We start from the raw sequence: 17,496 nt of genomic DNA, 5'->3' as shown, positions 1-17,496 counted from the left end.
CTCCTTTGCCTTGTTGCGTGTGATTGCTTAATGAACCTTCTTGACACTGGCAGTCGATGCACGTTCCACCAAGGTTGGCGGAAACATGATGCTTTCTTTAAAGTTCTTGTTCTCCTTTATGATTTGAACAGCCAGTTCCACTGTTTTTTCTCCCATTTCAGCAATTGGCGTTCGAATCGTTGTCAACCCCGGGTCGACAATCTCCGCGAATTGAGAATCATCAAATCCAATAACGGATAGATCTTCTGGAATTCTTATCCCCAACTCACGGGCTGCTTTATAAACACCTACAGCGATTGCGTCGTTACCAGCAAAAATTGCCGTCGGTCGATCATTCTCCGCAAGTATCTCTTTTCCTTTTTCATAACCACTGTGAATTTTAAATTCATCCAGTTTGATATGGTTCTTATCCAACGGGAGTGCCCGTTCTTCCATTGCAGCCTTGAACCCTTTTAAACGTTCGACTGTAGCATAAGAGTCCGGTTGACCACCAATGTACCCTATTCTTTCATGCCCGAGGTCGATCAAATGCTCCGTAGCTGTGTAACCACCATCAACGTTATCTACTAACACTTCATCAAGTCTGACATTCTGCACTTTACTTCCGAGGATGACCATCGGAAGATCCGGTCTGGATTTCATTACTTCCCGGATATTCCTATCATTAATTTCCGGTGTAGAAAAGATGATTCCATCAATCCCTTTCCGGAGCAGGAAGTTCAGATACTCTTTTTCTTTTTCGAGGTTGTTATCGGTATTGCAAAGGATGACATTGAATCCGTGCTGATGGGCTTTATCTTCAATTGCCCTGGTCAGCTCTCCGTAAAAAATGTTTTTAATATCAGGTATGATCAATCCGAAGGTCGATGTCTGTTTCTTTATCATCGCGGTTGCCACCATGTTTTTCTGGAATTTCAATTCATCCACCGCTTTGTTAACTTTCTCTTTCACACTTGCACTGGTATAGCCACTGTTATTCAATACTCGGGAAACGGTTGAAATCGATACGTTTGCTTTCCGAGCAACATCTTTAATCGTTACTGTCTTTTCCACATTTTTCACTTCCCCAAATAATTTGTGGAAACGTTTCCCTATAGGCATAAGTAGAAAACGCTCTTGTTCTTTTTATGCCTGTCTTGAAAACGTTTACTTATGGTTATTATACGGCTATCGGGCAAATGATTCAATAATTTTCTGAAAACTTTTATTATAATTTTCAGCATTTGATTTCTATTATCCGGGGGAAGCGTGTGGAAACGTTTTTATATAATTATAAAAGAATGTTTAAACGATTGAAGCTTGCTTTACTTTAATCACTTTATTCTTAAGCGTACCGATCCCTTCTATGGAACAAGCGATTTCGTCATTTTCTTTCAGAAAATCTGCCCCTACTGGACTTCCAGTTAGAATCACATCCCCTGGCTTAAGGGTCATGACATTACTTAAATAAGCAATCATACGCTGGATTGAAACAATCATCAAAGAAGTAGGGCTGTCCTGTTTTTTCTCGCCGTTATGAACAGCTTCGATACGAGCTGCCAGCGCATCGAACTCTGTCTCAATAACTGGACCAAGTGGCGTGAACGTGTCGAACGATTTCCCTAACGTCCAGTGCCCATCCTCATGGAAAAACTTCGGCGCGGTCACATCGTTACCGACTGTATAACCAAACACATAATCGAACACTTCCTCTTCACTGATTCCGGAAGCTTCCTTCCCAATAACAACCGCCAGCTCCGACTCAAACTTCGCTTCATCTACGGAGGCGGGCAATTTGATTTCTTCTCCCGGTCCGATGACAGAAGCGTTTGGCTTAAAGAAAAAGACTGGCATGTCAGGCCCTTTCTCTGGCAAGTCTTCTTCATTAGCTACAAAATTGGCACCAATCCCAATAATATGGTTAGGAGCAAGTGGCGCGGCTAATCGGACTGAGTCTTCCGGTAAATTCTCTCCGGTATACTCCCATTGGGTGAAAATCTCTCCCCTTATTTCCTTTACTCCTCCCTCTGCCAGTATGCCTTGTTTTATCACAGATTCTTTGTCAGTTTTAAAACGAACAAATTTCATTAATGATCGCTCCTTTATAGTATAGTAGAGGGATATATTATATTTTTTATCCCTCTACCAAACCAGGCTGAGTACTAATAATTGAATTTCCATTCAGTTTCTAATAGAATAATAGATAAGCTGTTTAGAGCATCAATCAACTACTCCCACAAGTTGTATGTTGATTTGATGTTCTTTTTTTATGCAGAAATCTTCTTGCCGGTATTATTTTTCTTTCCTATCCCAATCTTCTCGCGAATTTCTTTCGCATTTGGCAGGAAGCGGACCGGGAAAATTTTCAGGATCATCCAGACGATCCAGAATGTAAGTACTTTATCAGCTACTGTGCCAGGGATGTTGGCGATAAATGCTGCGTTAAAAATTTGTTGTCCAGATGCAATTAGACCTGCAGTCAATACATCGACAGTATGTCCAGAAAATCCGCCGAAAACATAGACGGAAATTACAGTCGCTAATGCAGAGGCGACAATACCTGTAAATGCACCGGAAACGACAACCTTCCAGCTTTTTTTGAACCAGCCTTTTTTATAGAAAAAGTAGGATAAAAAGGCTACCAGTATTCCTACTAAGGCAAATGGAATGTATGTCCAACGAACAATCAATGCTAAGATGACGTTTGTCATGAGAGCGGTAGCTCCACCCCACAATGGACCAAGAACAATCGCATTTAAAACAGTGCCGATATTGTTCAGAAACAACGGAAGCTTCAACATTTCAACAATGGAATTTGCTACCCAGTTCAAAGCAATTCCCGCTGGAATCATCGCAACAACGAAACTTGAGTTCTTCTTCATCATATTCAAATCACATACCTCCTTTTTAATTAGCCATAAGGTCGACGACGGTTTACAACCTCCACCTCCTTCATCCCGACTGTTTTTTCATCCAATTAGCTTGTCTTTTTCAGCATGTAAAAACGTTTCCACATTCGGCCGAATGAATCCTTATGAAAGATGAGAAAACGCTTTCTTAAAAAGAATTATACATAGACACCCTTGCAATTTCAACAATATTTAGAAAATTGTTTTATTTAAAAAGAATCAACAGACCATAGAAATGCGTTCAATCATTGATATCATTATTCTTCATAGCCTTAAACTATTTTTAAAAAAAGTTGAAAATTATCAGAGAAAAGAAGGCGTAAATCTTCATACAGCTTCATTAAATGGATATTTAAGGAAGATGATGATTGGAACAACTATATTACCCACATGAAAACATTTCCACATTTTAACTTAAGTGTTTCGTTTAAAATAAAACGGTTTTATATAGACTACGAATACAACCAGGTCCAATCCATGCCATTAATCTCTTCAAATTCCCCAGCCAACTTCTGAACTCCTGCTAAATCATTTCCATCATTCAAAGTTTAAAAAGCCACAGTGCATGGTTCGAGACTATAGCACTGTGGCTTTTTTGTAAGTATTAATAATTAACTTGACTTCTTCAATTCTGAATACATCGCATGTTCTTTTTCGCCTTCCGATGCCAACGTAATCGTCACTAGAGTGATGATTGAAATAGGCAAACCGAGAAAAACGGGATGGAGACCGAAAGGATGACCCGCGATCTGCCAGGCTACAGCTACCATTAGTCCTCCCCACATCGCAGAGAGTCCTGCCGTTTTCGTAGTTCTTTTCCAGAATAACCCGAATAGCACCGGTGCGAGCAAACCGGATACCAGCATCGCACTTCCCGTGATCCAGAGCGTAACCAGCTGTGGAATATATAGAGCAAGCAGTACGGACACGATGGAGACGATAACCACGGACAGCCTGCTGTAAGTCAGCATTTTCTTATCACTGGCTTTGTGTCCAACTCTAGGTTTAATAATGTCATTAACAATCGACGAAGAAGCAGCCAGGAAAAATGAATCCGCGCAGGAAATGACCGTAGCCAATAATGCAATCAGCATCACAATCACTAACGGGAATGGTAACACCTGCCCAATGATTTCATAGTAAATCAATGCCGGATCTATATTCGTCATATTCAAACCGAACTTGCCCAAAAATCCAATCACAACCGCTATAGCTGCTGTCAGGAATCCGAGGACAATGGCAGCCCAAAAACCGGTTTTTGCGGTCTTACTATCTTTAGCTGCCCAAAATCGCTGCCATACATCCTGTCTGACAAACTGGTAAGCTCCGATCGTCAGCATATAAACCAGAAATTCGGAAGTACCGATATTGAATATGCTCAACATATTCCCGCCTTCTGCATTTCTTGCATTTTCCGCAACCGGTTCCCAGTCTCCGACCATGAAGAGAATGACAAATAATAAAAAGAAAATACCAACGGTTTGGATGGTTCCATGGATTGCATCCTGAAGCATGACTGACTTGAGCCCGCCGAAATACGTTTTCAAGGTTAAAAGTACCCATCCGATTAAAATCCCGGTAGTCATGTTAAGGTCTATAGTCAAATTCAAAATGGTGGCGATCGCGACAAACTGCATACCTGTTATGGCAGAATAAGCGCAAAGAATACTGATCACCGTCGGAACCCTGGCACCTTCTCCATAACGTAACGCCGTAAAGTCCCCTAGTGTGACCATATTGTATTTCTCGCCAAGCAGACGAATCCGCTTCAATAAAAATACTGCTATCACGATGGAAGTCAAAGTAAACCCTATCGCCAGCCACTGCTGGCCCATCCCAAAGAGATACCCTTTTGTCATGTATCCAAGCAGAATCGAGCCGCCAATCGCCGTCCCTACAAAAGTCAATATGAGCGGCATCAATTTGGTAGAACGGCCCGCGACATTATAATCTTCATATGTTTTGGTACTCCGGTTGACAAATAAAGAAAGCCCAAATAAGAACACAAAATAAACAGCGATAATCGTAATTAAAATCGTCTCTTGCTGATTACTGAACAATAGACCCACCCTTTCTTGTTGTTGACTTGCTAAAAATTTTCTTGCCTGCTAAGTAAGTTGCTTCTGTTTCCATGTCTAACAGCTGTTCGGTATCGATATCCAACGGATTTTGAGAAAGTACCATCAGATCGGCTTTTGCACCTGGTTTGATGATTCCCAGCGTCTCTTCCTCAAACGAACTGTAAGCCTCATCAGTTGTAAAAGCCTTCAAAGCATCCCACACGGTTATTTTTTCTTCTGATCCGGTGACTTGGCCATTAGCAGTTTTTCTAGTGACAGCTGCATAAATGCCCATCCATGGGTTGCCATCATTGACTGGTAAATCAGAGTTCCCCGGTGCGATGACACCTGCCTGTTTGAATGATTGATGAGGAAATGCATGCTTCATTCTTTCTTCCCCTAACTTAGCCAGGTAGTTATCGCCAATATGGTAGAGGAAACCTATCGATGAGCCTGCCATTAATTCGTGTTCTTTCATTTGTCGGAGTTGCTTAGTGGTAGGAAAAATACAATGTTCAATGCGGTTGCGCATATGCTTTATCGGTGTTGTTTCGTTGATTTGTTCATAGGAATTGATTGCTACATCAATGGCTCGATCGCCGATGGCATGGATGGCAATTCTTAAGCCTGCTTCAATTCCACGCTTCATCAGGGGAGCGACTTCTTCGACGGTGTTATAGAGGATACCTGTTTCCTGTGTGCTGAGGTAAGGTTCAGAGAAAGCTGCCGTTTTGCCGCCGACACTGCCATCGAGCATAAACTTCAATCCCTGAATTTTCAGCATGTCATTACCAAAACCGCTTCTCAAGCCGACTGTCAATACTTCTTCCATCGACCCGTCGAAACCATTCTGGTCAATCGCCCACATCCAGGGTCTGACCCGGACATTCAATTCATCCTGTTCTAATAAGGATTGATATAACTGCAAATCAGCGGTCTGCGTAGACATACAATGGACGGTTGTGATTCCCCAGGCGGCGAACTGCTCCTGGGCTAATTTCATCCCTTTGGCCATATCCTCCGGCCCATACTTTGGCGCTTTCAATAACCCTTGAGCTTTCTCCTGCAGCAGTCCTGTTAACCTGCCTTGCTCATCCCGCTCGATATTTCCTCCTTCCGGGTTTGGCGTATTTTCTGATATCCCGCTTAATTCCAGTGCTTTGGAATTCGCGACTGCCATATGGGCGCATGTCCGCTTTAAGACGACCGGATGATTCGGCGCAACCTGATCGAGGTCCCAACGCGTAGGATTACGTTTGTCCACCATTTTGCTATCATCCCAGCCCCATCCCAGTATCCATTTTCCTTCGGGGATGTCGGCCGCTTTTTCACTTATTTTTTCTGTGATAGCTGCAATCGACGGAGTGGCTGTCGGCTTACAATCTACTTCTAATAGTGTTAGTCCATAAATGGACGGATGGATATGGCTTTCTATGAAACTGGGCATCAGCGTCTTGCCTGCCAAATCGATGACCTCTGTCTGTTTCTGCTTCCAGGCAAGGGCCGCTTCTGTTTCCCCGACATAGACAACTTCTTCATTCCTTACGACCACAGCATTTGCCGTGGGTGCCTCGTCATCCATCGTCAATACAGTTCCATTAATAAATATCAGATCAGATTCATCCATATTTCCTTCCTCCTCTGACTTATTCGTGTGCTTCATAGTTGTTTTTGTATGGATAAAATGGAATCATGCAACTTATCCAATAGGGCATTGATTTGTTGCTCAGTGATGATCAGCGGGGGTGCAAAGCAGATGATGTTACTGGATTCGTAGGTGACTGCTCTGCATATAACACCGCGTTGATGCAATTCCTCAATGACTTTCGGTGCCACTGCCTGATCTTTTGAGAAACTTTCATTCGTTTCCGGATTTTTCACCAGTTCTACTGCTCCTAATAACCCCTTGGCTCTTACATCCCCTACGATGTCCAAATCCCCTTTGATCTTTTTAAAACCTTCTAACAGCTTGTCGCCCATTTCACTGGAATTTTCGACCATCCCCTCCTTCTCGATCAATTCAATATTTTTCAACCCCACAGCTGCAGCAGTTGGATGGCCACTATAGGTGAATCCATGAAAGAGGGTACCTTTGGAATGCACTTGGAGCACTTCATGAATGGAATCAGAAATTACCACCCCGCCAAGAGGGATATATCCACTGGTCACCCCTTTGGCAAAGGTCATGACGTCCGGCACAACGTTCGAATGTTCCAGCCCGAACATCTTTCCTGTCCGTCCAAAACCAGTAATGACTTCATCTGCGATAAATAAAACCCCATATTCATCGCATAATTGACGGATCGCAGGGAAGTAATCATCAGGCGGAATCAGCACTCCCCCAGCCCCCTGAATCGGTTCTGCAATAAAAGCCGCAATCGTTTCCGGACCTTCCGCTTCGAATTTCTCCCGTAACGATGCCACCGCTTCTTTCGTTGTACTTTGATAGGAAGTTTCCGCGTGGGTAAAATCATTCATCATATGACCGGCCATCTCCCAGAACTCAGGGATACCTGTCGCACTGGTGGAAGCAGCGGCTACCCCATGGTAGGCCCGCTTCAAGCCAACAATTTTCCTGCGGTTCGGCTGCCCTTGAATTTTCCAGTAATGACGTACCAGCTTGATCGCCGTGTCATTCGATTCCGAACCACCGGAAGTAAAAAAGACGGCATTCAAGTCTCCAGGCGCGATTGATGCAATTTTTTCAGCGAGCAGGATTCCCGGCTCATGGGTGAAGGTAGAAAAGGCAGAACTGAACGCCAGTTTTTTCATCTGTGCCTCTGCGACACCTGCCAATTCCTCCCTGCCATGCCCGATATGAACATTCCAGAGGGATGACATCGCATCGATATAGGCTTTTCCATCCCGGTCTTTCAGAAAAATCCCTTCTCCGCTTTCCACCAGCAGCTTGGAACCTTGCGCCTGCTGTTGCTGGATGGACGAAGTCGGATGTAAAAAATGCTTTCTGTCGAGTTCAATAAGATGATCCAAAGCACTACCTCCATTTCCTTTAGAAAAACTTGGCTTGTCGCCAAGTACTTATGGCGAAAGCCTTTGTATTTTCTTATACGTTAACCCTTTAAAAAGTTAAACTTTCTTAAAAGAAATAAAAAACCAGTTCTATGCACACGAGCAGTATTTTGAACATACTTATCTCCAGGCATAAAACTGGTTTCTTTCTAAGGAAACGCTCTACTTTGAGCCAGTAGAGTCGATTAGAATAGACAGTTTTTTTACACTTCCTATGTAGTGTTTTTTATTCTAGCAAGATTTGTTTGACATCGCAACAGATTATTCCAAATTTTCTAATAATTATACCAGGGGAGGTTTACCAGGTCGTGGAAGGTTACTTCATGTAGAATGTTTGACCGGGGCCTATTCCCCTAAATCCCAAAATAGTTAGCCGAAATAAAAAGTTTCTCCCCAATTGTTGCCAACAAGGCTTTTGTGGTTTAATAAAAAAATAAAGCTACCAATCGTTGTCTCGGCAACAATTAGAAGCTTATATCCTTATCGGAGACCCGGCTATTTAATTACTTGATTTGACTATGAGACCCACAACAATTTCCCCACCTATTTTCAAAAATAAGATGGCCTAACCTCGACCGCTTTTCCCAGTTCGCTGTTTCTAAAATAGGCTTATCCGGGTATGCATCTGTATATCCGACAGAAAGAAGGGCAATAGGATCCACATGCGGTGGGATATCGAGAATATCGCGGATATCATTCTTTTTATAAAAACTCACCCATCCCATTGCCAGTCCCTCTGCACACGCTGCCAGCCACATGTTTTGAATTGAACATGCCGTTGATAATGCATCGGTTTCCGGGATGGAATTCCTCCCTAATATATGTGATCCGCCTCTCGTCGGATCACAGGTTACACATATCGTCAAAGGAGCTTCTTTTAACCCTTCCACTTTCAAGCTAAGAAATTCCGACTCTCTTTCGCCTTCAAAATGGATAGCCATCGCGCGTCTTTCTTTGTCAGCTGCCCATGCTAATTTTTCTTTGATAGCTTCCGAAGAAATCAGGATATAATTCCATGGCTGCATAAAACCTACGGAAGGTGCATGATGACCGGCGTGGAGAATGTTATCGATGACATTTCTTTCAATAGGTATCGGTAAAAAACTCCGTATATCCCTTCTCGTATAAATGACTTTATAGAAAGCATCTTTTTCTTCTTGCGTGAACATAGATCCCCCTCCTTTGTTTCCCTATACATGGATACATATGAAACTACCATTAGAAATAATCTCACTGTCTGATTGCGACTGCCTGTTTAGAACCTTCTCTATCTGCTGGATCACTAAGCCATGCGTAACAACGATGACGGCGTCATCTCTGTAGGTATGATAGAGAGCCTCCCAATCTCTTTTAACTTGTTTTTCCAACTTATTCATTTCAGACTGATACCATTTCTTAAACGAATGATCAGTCATTAATGTTTGTCTGTCTTCCCCGTTCCAGTGATTATAATCAAGTTCTGTAAAAAGAGGAGAAGCGAAATGAGGGACCCCCATACAGGCAGAAAGGATATCAGCCGATTCCCTCGCCCGTTGTAATGGACTGCTGAGAATCACATCCCAGCCTTCACCTGCTAACTGTTTGGCACACTGCCTGGACTGCCGAATACCAGTTGCATTGAGCGATGTCGCTGTATGACCTTGCAATCTGCCTTCTGTATTCCAATCCGTTTCTCCATGTCTGACAAAACAAACCTTCATCTTATTTCAACTTCCTCGACAGGCCATGCCAGCAGTAATGCACAGATTCTGCTCTAGCCGCCGCTGATTGCAGCACCCAGCCGGATAAGTCACGCCAGGCCCGTTCATCCTTATCTACCGGGACCACGCCACGTCCCATCTCCAGCATAATCATCACCATGGACTGCTTTCTTTGCTCTTCCACCCGTTGCATCTCATCGATAATAGCTTCGAAGTATTCTCTAACGACATCCAACTCGCCAGATTTGTCCCATTCCTGACGGATCCACTCTTCCCACCCTTCTGTTATAAGGGGGGAACTACCAGATTCATAGGTTTGTTTCCAATTGGTCAATTGTTCATTTTCATAGGCGGAAATCCATGGACTGTCAGGGAACTTTTCCTTTACCAACTTTCTTTTTCCACTATAGGCACCACCGACCACGAGCTGCATTTCCATTCACCTCCAGCCTGTTCGTATATCATACGCACGCCTCTCCCGTGGGGGATATTTGTATCTGAAAAAAATAGGGACGGAATAAATTCATTCATGACTTCCCGAATCACGCCAGCATGGGTAACGACTAATACGTTTTTTCTATTATTCTCCAATATTTCATTTAAACACTGACTAACACGCCTTTTGAAAGATTGATAGTCTTCCCCGTTTGGCGGGGATGACGTCTCCCAGTGATCAATCCAGTGCTGATAGGCGGGGTCGTTCTGGAGTTCATGGTGGTTTTTCCACTCCCAATCACCAAAATCCATTTCGCGAAGCTTCGGATCAGCACATGCTGTCTGATCAGGAACAAGGTATGCTGCCGTTTCCACGCATCGAATCAGGTCGCTCGTAAAAATCTGATCGAACGTTATCCTGGATAGCTGCTCCTTCAAAAAGAGCAGATCAGGAAGAAACTCCGTCATCAGCTTTTCGTTCGAATGACCGAGATAGCGCTTTTCTTTGTTCCCCTTCGTCATCCCGTGACGGATAAAATATAGATGTACACCATCACCAGTCCCCATAGTTCCCCTCCTTCAATCGTGGTACCCAGCATATCGCCATTAATCCCATGGAATTGGTTAAGGAACCATCTGCGTATCAGGTAGAAAAAAAGTCCATAACCGGCCAATAGAAACCACGCCTGCGGTAAAAACAGAGCAATCAGTACAATTGGCAGCAAGCCGGTGATGACATCTGTATTGTTCAGGTGTTCCTGCCACGTGTGAGCCAGCCCTTCCTGCTTGACCGTCCGGGTCGTCCGTAACAGCAGAATAGCTAAGAACCGGCTGCAGGCGGGAATCAGTATGAACATACCGACAACAAGCTGTAAGTCCCATTCATGACCGACCAGTAAGCCATAAATGAGTGCCAGCTTCCATAGCAGATAAAATATAACTGTCAGCATTGCGAAGCTGCCAACGTGAGGGTCTTTCATAATCGTTATCTTTTTTTCTATCGGTGCATTGGACCCGGCAGCATCCGCTACGTCCATCAGGCCATCCAGATGGAGCCCTCCTGTCAGCGCTGTCCAGACGGATAACAGCACTAGCGCCGTAAACCAGGGCGGAAGCCAGCCATCAATCAGAGCATGAACAGCAATAACGAGAAAACCTATGAAAAAACCTGCTAAACTGAAAGACTTCAGTGCTCCCTTCAACACAGACCTTTCCCAAGGGACGACCACCGGTATGGGAAGCCTCGTTAAAAATTGCAAGGCCAGCACCAGACCAAAAACCAGCCCTTTCATTCAATCATCCTTCCACTTTACAGGTAATCCGGCGATCACCTGATAGACTTCCTCTGATGCAGAGATGAGCTGCTGGTGCAGCTGCTCCAGCATATATATATAAGAAGCAACACTGTCAGCGCTTGCCGGCATTCCTTCATTAATATCATTGGACACAAGATATAGGCACAAATGCCGCCTGCTTGCTGCCTGAATCCAGCCGCTTACTTCCTGGGTGATCGTCTCCCAGCCGGCCTGATCGATGTAAAGTCTATTGCTAAGCCATACCGTCAGGCAATCAACCAGCACGGTACTTCCTTTTTCTATTTGATTTAAGCAAGGTTTCACTTCAATTGGGGCCTCGATGGTCTGCCACTCTCCGCCTCTGTCCTTGCGATGCCGTATAATTCGTTCTTTCATTTCATCATCAGCAGGCATGGATGTTGCTATGTAATACAATTTCCCTCTTATATGGTTGCGATAGCTTTCCAAAGCCAGCTTTTCTCCAAAGCTGCTCTTTCCCGAACGAGCACCACCAGAAATGAACGTCAACACGCCTTTTCCCTCCATTTCTTCAGCACATGAAGGAGGTAATCATTTTCTTGCATTGTCCTGACAGCAAACCTCAAGAAACGGCCGTCCAATCCGGTGAAATTATCTGTGTGCCGGGGAATGATGTTATTCGCCACCAGAAACCGGAACAGCTCGTCTGTATCCTCAGGCCTCTCCTCGTCTTTCAGCAAATAAAAGTTGGTACATGATAACGTATGGAAAAAGCCAAGCGCCGAGAGCTCTTTAGCAAGTTTTTTCTGTTCACCTCCCAGCCACCGTTTCGTCTCTATCACATATGCTTTATCGGACAGCAATGCCGGCAGTAAAGCCGCCGTAATCCCATTGACACTCCATGGCGGCTGCTTTTCCTGCAGCTTCGCAATCAAGTTTTCTGAAGCGATGACATAACCAGCCCGCAAGCCTGGAATGGCATAGATTTTTGTTAAGGAACGCAAGATAATCAGGTTGGAATAGAAGTCGAGCAGCCGTTTAACTGAAGAATCCTCCATCAGCAAAAAATGTACGAATGCTTCATCCACCACAACGGCTGTGCCTGTTGCCATGCCAATTTTCAGTAAATACTCCACGTCAGTAATGGACAGTAGCGTTCCAGTCGGATTATTCGGCCGGCATAGAAATACGACATCCACATCAGACAATGCCTGTGCCATCTCCTCGAATGGAAATTGAAAGTCCTGATCCAGTCGAAGATGTGTAACATCGATGCCGAATGCCCGGCATGCGCGCTCATATTCAGAAAATGTCGGATCAATAATCAACGCTTTTTTCCCTTGAAAAAGCTGGGCGGTAAGAAAAATTGCTTCCGCTCCTCCATTCGTCAGCAGGAGCTGTTTCTGAGCCACCATTTCCCGTTCGGAAAGCGCATCATATGCCGCTGTATATTGAGGATCAGGATAATGCTCCGCCTCATTCATTAGCCGGGGAAGCTCCTCGGACAGCCAGGCCGGCGGTCCGACAGGGTTGATATTGGCGCTGAAATCATAGACGTGTCCTTTCGCCTCTACTCCAAGAGAAGTGATGATGCGATCGGGTTGTCCGCCGTGTGCTGGAAGTACCATATGTTTCCCTCCTTAAGTAACCGATAGCAAAAACAATAAAAACAATAAAAACACCAGCCAGCCGCCATGCATAATCAGTATCGATTGATGAATATGTTTCGCTTTCAATTCTGTGAATGGTTGACCTATTTTACTGCGATTAGATACGTTTCCTTTGTATGTATTGGTACCACCGAGCTCAACACCGAGCAGACCTGCCGTCATTGCTTCCGGCCAGCCACTGTTCGGGCTTGGATGCTTGCCGGCATCACGGAATGTCACCCGAAAGCCATTCGCTTTTTTGAACGCTGGATAAAACCAGGAAGCGAGCCACATACAAACAGCGGTAATCCGGGCAGGGATCCAGTTGACGATGTCATCAAACTTTGCAGAAGCAAACCCGTACTTTTCATATTGTTGGTTTTTATAACCGACCATCGAATCAAGCGTATTCACAGCCCGGTAGGCCATAGCTGCAGGTGCTCCTCCAATCAAAGCCCAGAATAAAGGAGCGATGATGCCATCGACTGTATTCTCTGCAATTGTCTCTACTGTTCCCCGGACCACCTCGGCTTCCGATAAACGTTCCGTGTCACGGCCGACGATATAACTGAGCTTCTTACGTGCGCTCCCCATATCTCCGCTTAGCAACGGTGCTTCTACTTGCTTTCCCGCTTGCTGCAGACCTCTGATGGCTATCGTTGAAGATAGAAAATAAACTTCCAGTGCCGCTGACGCCCAAAAAGAAATTTTCCCTACGAGAAAGATTAGCGCAACTATAACAGTCGTGGTCAGTGTTATTACTACAGTCAACAGCAGGAACCCTTTCGCCTGGCGGTTTTCACCCCTGTTCCATCTTTTATCCATAAAAGAGATGACTTTCCCGATCAGAACAACCGGATGGGGAAGGTATTTTGGATCGCCTATCAGTAAATCCAGTACAATCGCTGCCATGATGAGATAGATATGGTATTCAAATATCCCCATTTACTTGCCAACCCTCGTGCGATAGTTTTCTATTGCTTCTGTGACGGCCCGGTAGACACTTTGTCCAATCGCCTTGCCTACCCGTGTTCCTGAGCCAGCATAGGGCGTTGGTGTGCCATTTTGAGTTGCGGCGATTGCGATGCTGTCTGTTGATGTGCCGGTCGCGATACTCTTTGTAGCCGGATCGGTAACCTCCATGTCCACTAACGCCTTGGTTTTCGCTTCGGTGGCAGACTGGACCGCATTGACGAATGCCCCGTCTGTCAAATGTTCATCCAGAAACACCATGATATTAATGGTACCGATTTGCCATGCTTCCGCCAACGGATGTTCTTTCGTAATATCCATCGCATTTCCCACCCCGGCTGTGACAATCGTAAAAATATGGGTATCCATGATGACCTCGTTAACGATCGCTTTATCAGCAAGTTTGACAGCGGTCATCATTCCCAGTGTATCGCCCAAAGGAATTCCCGCTTTCTCCAGCCACTTACGAACATCATCAGCAGGGTTCGAGCAATCGTAATTTTTGGGAACATAGAAATTGCAAAAATGACAGAGCCACTGTAGTCCTTCCCCTACCACAGCATTAGAAAGCACGCGGAGCGGCCTGGGAAACGCAATATGGATGCATTGCTCATTCTGATCGACCTCTGCCTCCAGTGCATGAGGGTTCGAATGATGCATTTCTTCCGGTGCGACGAGCATCTGAGGTTTTGCGAGTGTAGGATGGCTGTGATGCTTGATATCAACCTCATACACCTTTTGCAATAAGGTTTCATTTTTTAATACAGACAGGTCTCCCTTTTTCACTAGCCGGCCCTGATGGAGAGCGCCAAACCTGTCTGCGAATAAAGCTGCTGTGTTCAAATCATGAAGGATGGCTATGATCGTCATCTGACGCTTTGCCTGATACGCTTTTAAATGCTGCAGCATTTCGACAGTATGCTTGACATCGAGATGATTGGTCGGTTCATCTAAAAACAGGATTTTCGGTTCCTGTGCGAGAGCTTTTGCCAGCAGTACGCGCTGCTTTTCCCCACCACTCAGCCACTTAAACGGTTTGTTCCGATACTGGTAGACTTCCGTCTGTTTCATCACCTCAGAGACGACTTCCTTGTCCCGTCGTGAAATGTGCTTAATCAAGCCTTTTTGATGCGGATAGCGTCCAAGCATGACGATTTCTTCCACAGAAAAATCAAATTCAACATGGGAGCTTTGTGCGAGGACAGCCATGATTTCAGCCTTTTTTCTCGGAGAATACGTCTGAATCGGTTTCCCGGATATTTCAATGATTCCACCCGAAGGAGCCAATGCCCCGGTCATCAGTCTAAGGAGCGTCGTCTTGCCGCTTCCATTCGGTCCAATCAAAGCAAAAAATTCTCCCTCATTAATTGTCAGGTTGATATCGGTAAGAATATCCTCATTCTGATAACCGCCGGTCAGACCGCTCACTTCTATCATGCTTTCACCCCTTCCTCATGCGTTCTCGAACTAACAGGATGGCAAAAATCGGCGCCCCAATCAGTGCAGTAATGACGCCAATCGGCAGTTCCTTCGGTGCGATGATCGACCTTGATATCAAATCGGCAAGGACGAGGAATCCTCCTCCGGTCAGCATCGATAACGGCAGGACATGCTTGTGATCCGGTCCAATAATCAACCGGACAAAATGAGGGATAACAAGACCGACAAACCCGATTGAACCAGAAACGGCAACAGAGGCGCCGGTCAGCAACGAAGCTCCGACTAAAATCAGCACTTTTCCTCCCTGGACATTCACTCCTAAATGCCCTGCCGATTCCTCCCCGAGTGCAAATGCATTTAAATCGTGTGCGCGTGACACCAGCAGAATGACCCCAACGATGAAAAACGGAATAAGCAGCTGCACATGGCTCCAGCCTCTCATACCGATATTCCCCATCAGCCAGTATAGTATCTGCCGCATATCTTCCCTGTCGCTGAGTGCGATGATGAGGGAGATGATCGCACCGATGAATGCACTGATAATGATCCCTGCCAGAATGATTGTCTCAATATTCAAATCACGGCTCGAAAGCCTGGTAATGATAAAAACAATCACCATTGTAATAAACCCGCCAAGGATAGCCACCACAGGAAGTGTATAACTTCCCAGGAAAGAAATGGATAATTGAAAATAAAGGACGGTTACCGCCCCAAGGGCCGCTCCGGAGGAAACACCGATTGTGTACGGATCAGCCAGCGGATTTCTGAGAAGACCCTGGAAAGATGCACCTGCAATGGATAATGACGCACCGACAAATAATGCCAGCAATACCCTAGGAAAACGTATTTCCCAAATGATGACCTCGATATTACCAGCAGCTTCATGGCCGAATATTTTATTCCCGACTATTTTTTCAGCGAGGACATCGAGGACAGCAGTCAGTGGAAAAGATACACTGCTGACAAATAAACCGAGAAGGGCTGTACTAAGTACAAACCCTCCACTGAATATATACACCCATACTGTTTTATTCACCGAATACTTCTGGATAAATGAGTTCACCAAGTCTCTCAACTCCATCAATCAAACGCGGTCCGGGCCTTGTGACAGTATCATTGTCAACATCGAATACCTGCTCATTTTCGACCGCAGGCACTTCGCTCCACCCTTCCCGGTTCACCACTTGCTCTTCAGGGTTTTCTACATAATAGCCGTAGGTAGTAATGATTACTTCCGGATTCAAATTCACCGCTTCCTCTTCCGTAAATTTGACCCAGCCTTCTTCCTCTGCAGCTACGTTTTCCGCATTGATGGCTTCCAGCATTTCATGCATGAATGTCCCTGTACCTGTCGTGAAAATATCAGGGGCAGGTGCCACTTCGACCCAAACTTTTTTCTTTTCTTCCACTTTTTTTGCTTTTTCTTTTACTTCAGCTAAGCGGGTTTCCATATCTTTTACAATTTCATCCGCTTTATCGGAGCTTCCTGTTGCTTTTCCAACAAGTTGGATATTTTTATACACGTCTTCGAATGAGTTAGCATCATCCACAACTACGACATCCATGCCAGCTTTCTTGAACTGCTGTAGTACATCCGAATGATTCTCATAATGGAAAGTGGAAACCAGCACCATATCCGGATTTAAAGACAAAATCTTTTCAACGTTCATTTCCTGCCCGCCGACCTTTTCAATATTTGCTGTCTCTGCCGGGTAATTACTATAATCCGAGACACCGACCATTTTCTCACCCTGGCCTAAGGCAAAAGCGATTTCCGTGTTGCTGGCCAGTACCGATACAATCGCTTCAGGCTCCGCTTTTATTTCAACCTGTTCACCCGATCCATCTTTAATCGTGACAGGAAAACCTCCAGCCGACGATTCACCTTGTGTTTCTTCACTGGTATTTGTTTCACTTGGACTTTCCTTGCTTTCGTTTCCTTCTTCTGTCGCCCCGCATCCGACCATAACCGCCAATAGAATTGCGAGCATGAAAGATAAAAAAGAAATTCTTGTTTTACTTGTCTTCATTTTTCCAGACACTCCCTT

The 17,496-nt window shown here is 44.9% G+C and carries 17 protein-coding genes; all 17 read right to left on the bottom strand.

Features of this window, described 5'->3' with window-relative positions; genetic code table 11:
• Positions 1-27: 27 nt before the first annotated feature.
• Entirely contained in the window at positions 28-1,053 is a 1,026-nt protein-coding gene (locus BLV00_RS00630) for a LacI family DNA-binding transcriptional regulator (RefSeq protein WP_218131871.1), read from the bottom strand.
• A gap of 231 nt (positions 1,054-1,284) precedes the next feature.
• Positions 1,285-2,067 (bottom strand): fumarylacetoacetate hydrolase family protein, encoded by a 783-nt coding sequence (locus BLV00_RS00625; RefSeq protein WP_093041121.1) that lies wholly within the window; start codon positions 2,065-2,067, stop codon positions 1,285-1,287.
• A gap of 179 nt (positions 2,068-2,246) precedes the next feature.
• Positions 2,247-2,870 carry an ECF transporter S component gene (locus tag BLV00_RS00620; protein WP_093041119.1) on the bottom strand — a complete coding sequence of 208 codons (624 nt, stop codon included), beginning with the start codon at positions 2,868-2,870 and terminating at the stop codon, positions 2,247-2,249.
• Between the two features lie 629 nt (positions 2,871-3,499).
• Positions 3,500-4,948, bottom strand: a complete 1,449-nt coding sequence (locus tag BLV00_RS00615; RefSeq protein WP_093041116.1) for a sodium:solute symporter family protein — start codon at positions 4,946-4,948, stop codon at positions 3,500-3,502.
• Positions 4,938-6,575, bottom strand: coding sequence for an amidohydrolase (locus BLV00_RS00610; protein WP_176791271.1), 1,638 nt, complete (start codon positions 6,573-6,575; stop codon positions 4,938-4,940). The genes BLV00_RS00615 and BLV00_RS00610 overlap by 11 nt, the downstream gene beginning before the upstream one ends.
• 32 nt (positions 6,576-6,607) lie before the next feature.
• Positions 6,608-7,939, bottom strand: coding sequence for an aminotransferase family protein (locus BLV00_RS00605; protein WP_093041111.1), 1,332 nt, complete (start codon positions 7,937-7,939; stop codon positions 6,608-6,610).
• A 542-nt stretch (positions 7,940-8,481) separates the two neighbouring features.
• Positions 8,482-9,147, bottom strand: coding sequence for a 5,6-dimethylbenzimidazole synthase (bluB, locus tag BLV00_RS00600; RefSeq protein ID WP_093041108.1), 666 nt, complete (start codon positions 9,145-9,147; stop codon positions 8,482-8,484).
• Positions 9,148-9,168: 21 nt separating this feature from the next.
• Positions 9,169-9,678: a histidine phosphatase family protein gene (locus tag BLV00_RS00595; RefSeq protein WP_093041107.1), complete on the bottom strand. Its 510-nt coding sequence runs from the start codon at positions 9,676-9,678 to the stop codon at positions 9,169-9,171.
• Position 9,679: 1 nt separating this feature from the next.
• A complete protein-coding gene (locus BLV00_RS00590) occupies positions 9,680-10,111 on the bottom strand; it encodes a bifunctional adenosylcobinamide kinase/adenosylcobinamide-phosphate guanylyltransferase (protein ID WP_176791270.1) in 432 nt (143 codons plus the stop codon).
• Entirely contained in the window at positions 10,063-10,680 is a 618-nt protein-coding gene (locus tag BLV00_RS00585) for a histidine phosphatase family protein (protein ID WP_093041101.1), read from the bottom strand. The genes BLV00_RS00590 and BLV00_RS00585 overlap by 49 nt, the downstream gene beginning before the upstream one ends.
• A complete protein-coding gene (gene cobS / locus BLV00_RS00580; protein ID WP_093041099.1) occupies positions 10,632-11,405 on the bottom strand; it encodes an adenosylcobinamide-GDP ribazoletransferase in 774 nt (257 codons plus the stop codon). Before cobS ends, BLV00_RS00585 begins: the two co-directional genes overlap by 49 nt.
• Positions 11,406-11,939 carry a bifunctional adenosylcobinamide kinase/adenosylcobinamide-phosphate guanylyltransferase gene (locus BLV00_RS00575; RefSeq protein WP_176791269.1) on the bottom strand — a complete coding sequence of 178 codons (534 nt, stop codon included), beginning with the start codon at positions 11,937-11,939 and terminating at the stop codon, positions 11,406-11,408.
• Complete coding sequence (gene cobD, locus BLV00_RS00570) at positions 11,933-13,015, bottom strand: threonine-phosphate decarboxylase CobD (RefSeq protein ID WP_093041091.1); 1,083 nt, start codon at positions 13,013-13,015, stop codon at positions 11,933-11,935. Before cobD ends, BLV00_RS00575 begins: the two co-directional genes overlap by 7 nt.
• Positions 13,016-13,027: 12 nt before the next feature.
• On the bottom strand, positions 13,028-13,981 hold the full coding sequence (cbiB, locus tag BLV00_RS00565; protein ID WP_093041088.1) for an adenosylcobinamide-phosphate synthase CbiB: 954 nt from the start codon (positions 13,979-13,981) through the stop codon (positions 13,028-13,030).
• Positions 13,982-15,445, bottom strand: a complete 1,464-nt coding sequence (locus BLV00_RS00560; RefSeq protein ID WP_093041086.1) for an adenosylcobinamide amidohydrolase — start codon at positions 15,443-15,445, stop codon at positions 13,982-13,984.
• A gap of 4 nt (positions 15,446-15,449) precedes the next feature.
• A complete protein-coding gene (locus tag BLV00_RS00555; RefSeq protein WP_093041084.1) occupies positions 15,450-16,529 on the bottom strand; it encodes a FecCD family ABC transporter permease in 1,080 nt (359 codons plus the stop codon).
• Complete coding sequence (locus BLV00_RS00550) at positions 16,477-17,478, bottom strand: ABC transporter substrate-binding protein (protein ID WP_093041083.1); 1,002 nt, start codon at positions 17,476-17,478, stop codon at positions 16,477-16,479. Before BLV00_RS00550 ends, BLV00_RS00555 begins: the two co-directional genes overlap by 53 nt.
• Between the last annotated feature and the right edge of the window lie 18 nt (positions 17,479-17,496).

The sequence above is a fragment of the Thalassobacillus cyri genome, assembly GCF_900107755.1.
Classification (GTDB): domain Bacteria; phylum Bacillota; class Bacilli; order Bacillales; family Halobacillaceae; genus Thalassobacillus; species Thalassobacillus cyri.
Note: the sequence above shows the minus strand (reverse complement) of the source record. Positions and strands in the feature narration are given on the sequence as shown.

Bases quoted from the DNA above. Each gene is read 5' to 3' on its own strand.
- cobS (WP_093041099.1), bottom strand. From the start codon at position 11,405: ATGAAAGGGCTGGTTTTTGGTCTGGTGCTGGCCTTGCAATTTTTAACG.
- BLV00_RS00550 (WP_093041083.1), bottom strand. From the start codon at position 17,478: ATGAAGACAAGTAAAACAAGAATTTCTTTTTTATCTTTCATGCTCGCA.
- bluB (WP_093041108.1), bottom strand. From the start codon at position 9,147: ATGTTCACGCAAGAAGAAAAAGATGCTTTCTATAAAGTCATTTATACG.
- BLV00_RS00595 (WP_093041107.1), bottom strand. From the start codon at position 9,678: ATGAAGGTTTGTTTTGTCAGACATGGAGAAACGGATTGGAATACAGAA.
- cobD (WP_093041091.1), bottom strand. From the start codon at position 13,015: ATGGTACTTCCAGCACACGGCGGACAACCCGATCGCATCATCACTTCT.
- BLV00_RS00585 (WP_093041101.1), bottom strand. From the start codon at position 10,680: ATGGGGACTGGTGATGGTGTACATCTATATTTTATCCGTCACGGGATG.
- BLV00_RS00555 (WP_093041084.1), bottom strand. From the start codon at position 16,529: ATGGAGTTGAGAGACTTGGTGAACTCATTTATCCAGAAGTATTCGGTG.
- BLV00_RS00590 (WP_176791270.1), bottom strand. From the start codon at position 10,111: ATGCAGCTCGTGGTCGGTGGTGCCTATAGTGGAAAAAGAAAGTTGGTA.
- BLV00_RS00625 (WP_093041121.1), bottom strand. From the start codon at position 2,067: ATGAAATTTGTTCGTTTTAAAACTGACAAAGAATCTGTGATAAAACAA.
- BLV00_RS00560 (WP_093041086.1), bottom strand. From the start codon at position 15,445: ATGATAGAAGTGAGCGGTCTGACCGGCGGTTATCAGAATGAGGATATT.
- BLV00_RS00610 (WP_176791271.1), bottom strand. From the start codon at position 6,575: ATGGATGAATCTGATCTGATATTTATTAATGGAACTGTATTGACGATG.
- cbiB (WP_093041088.1), bottom strand. From the start codon at position 13,981: ATGGGGATATTTGAATACCATATCTATCTCATCATGGCAGCGATTGTA.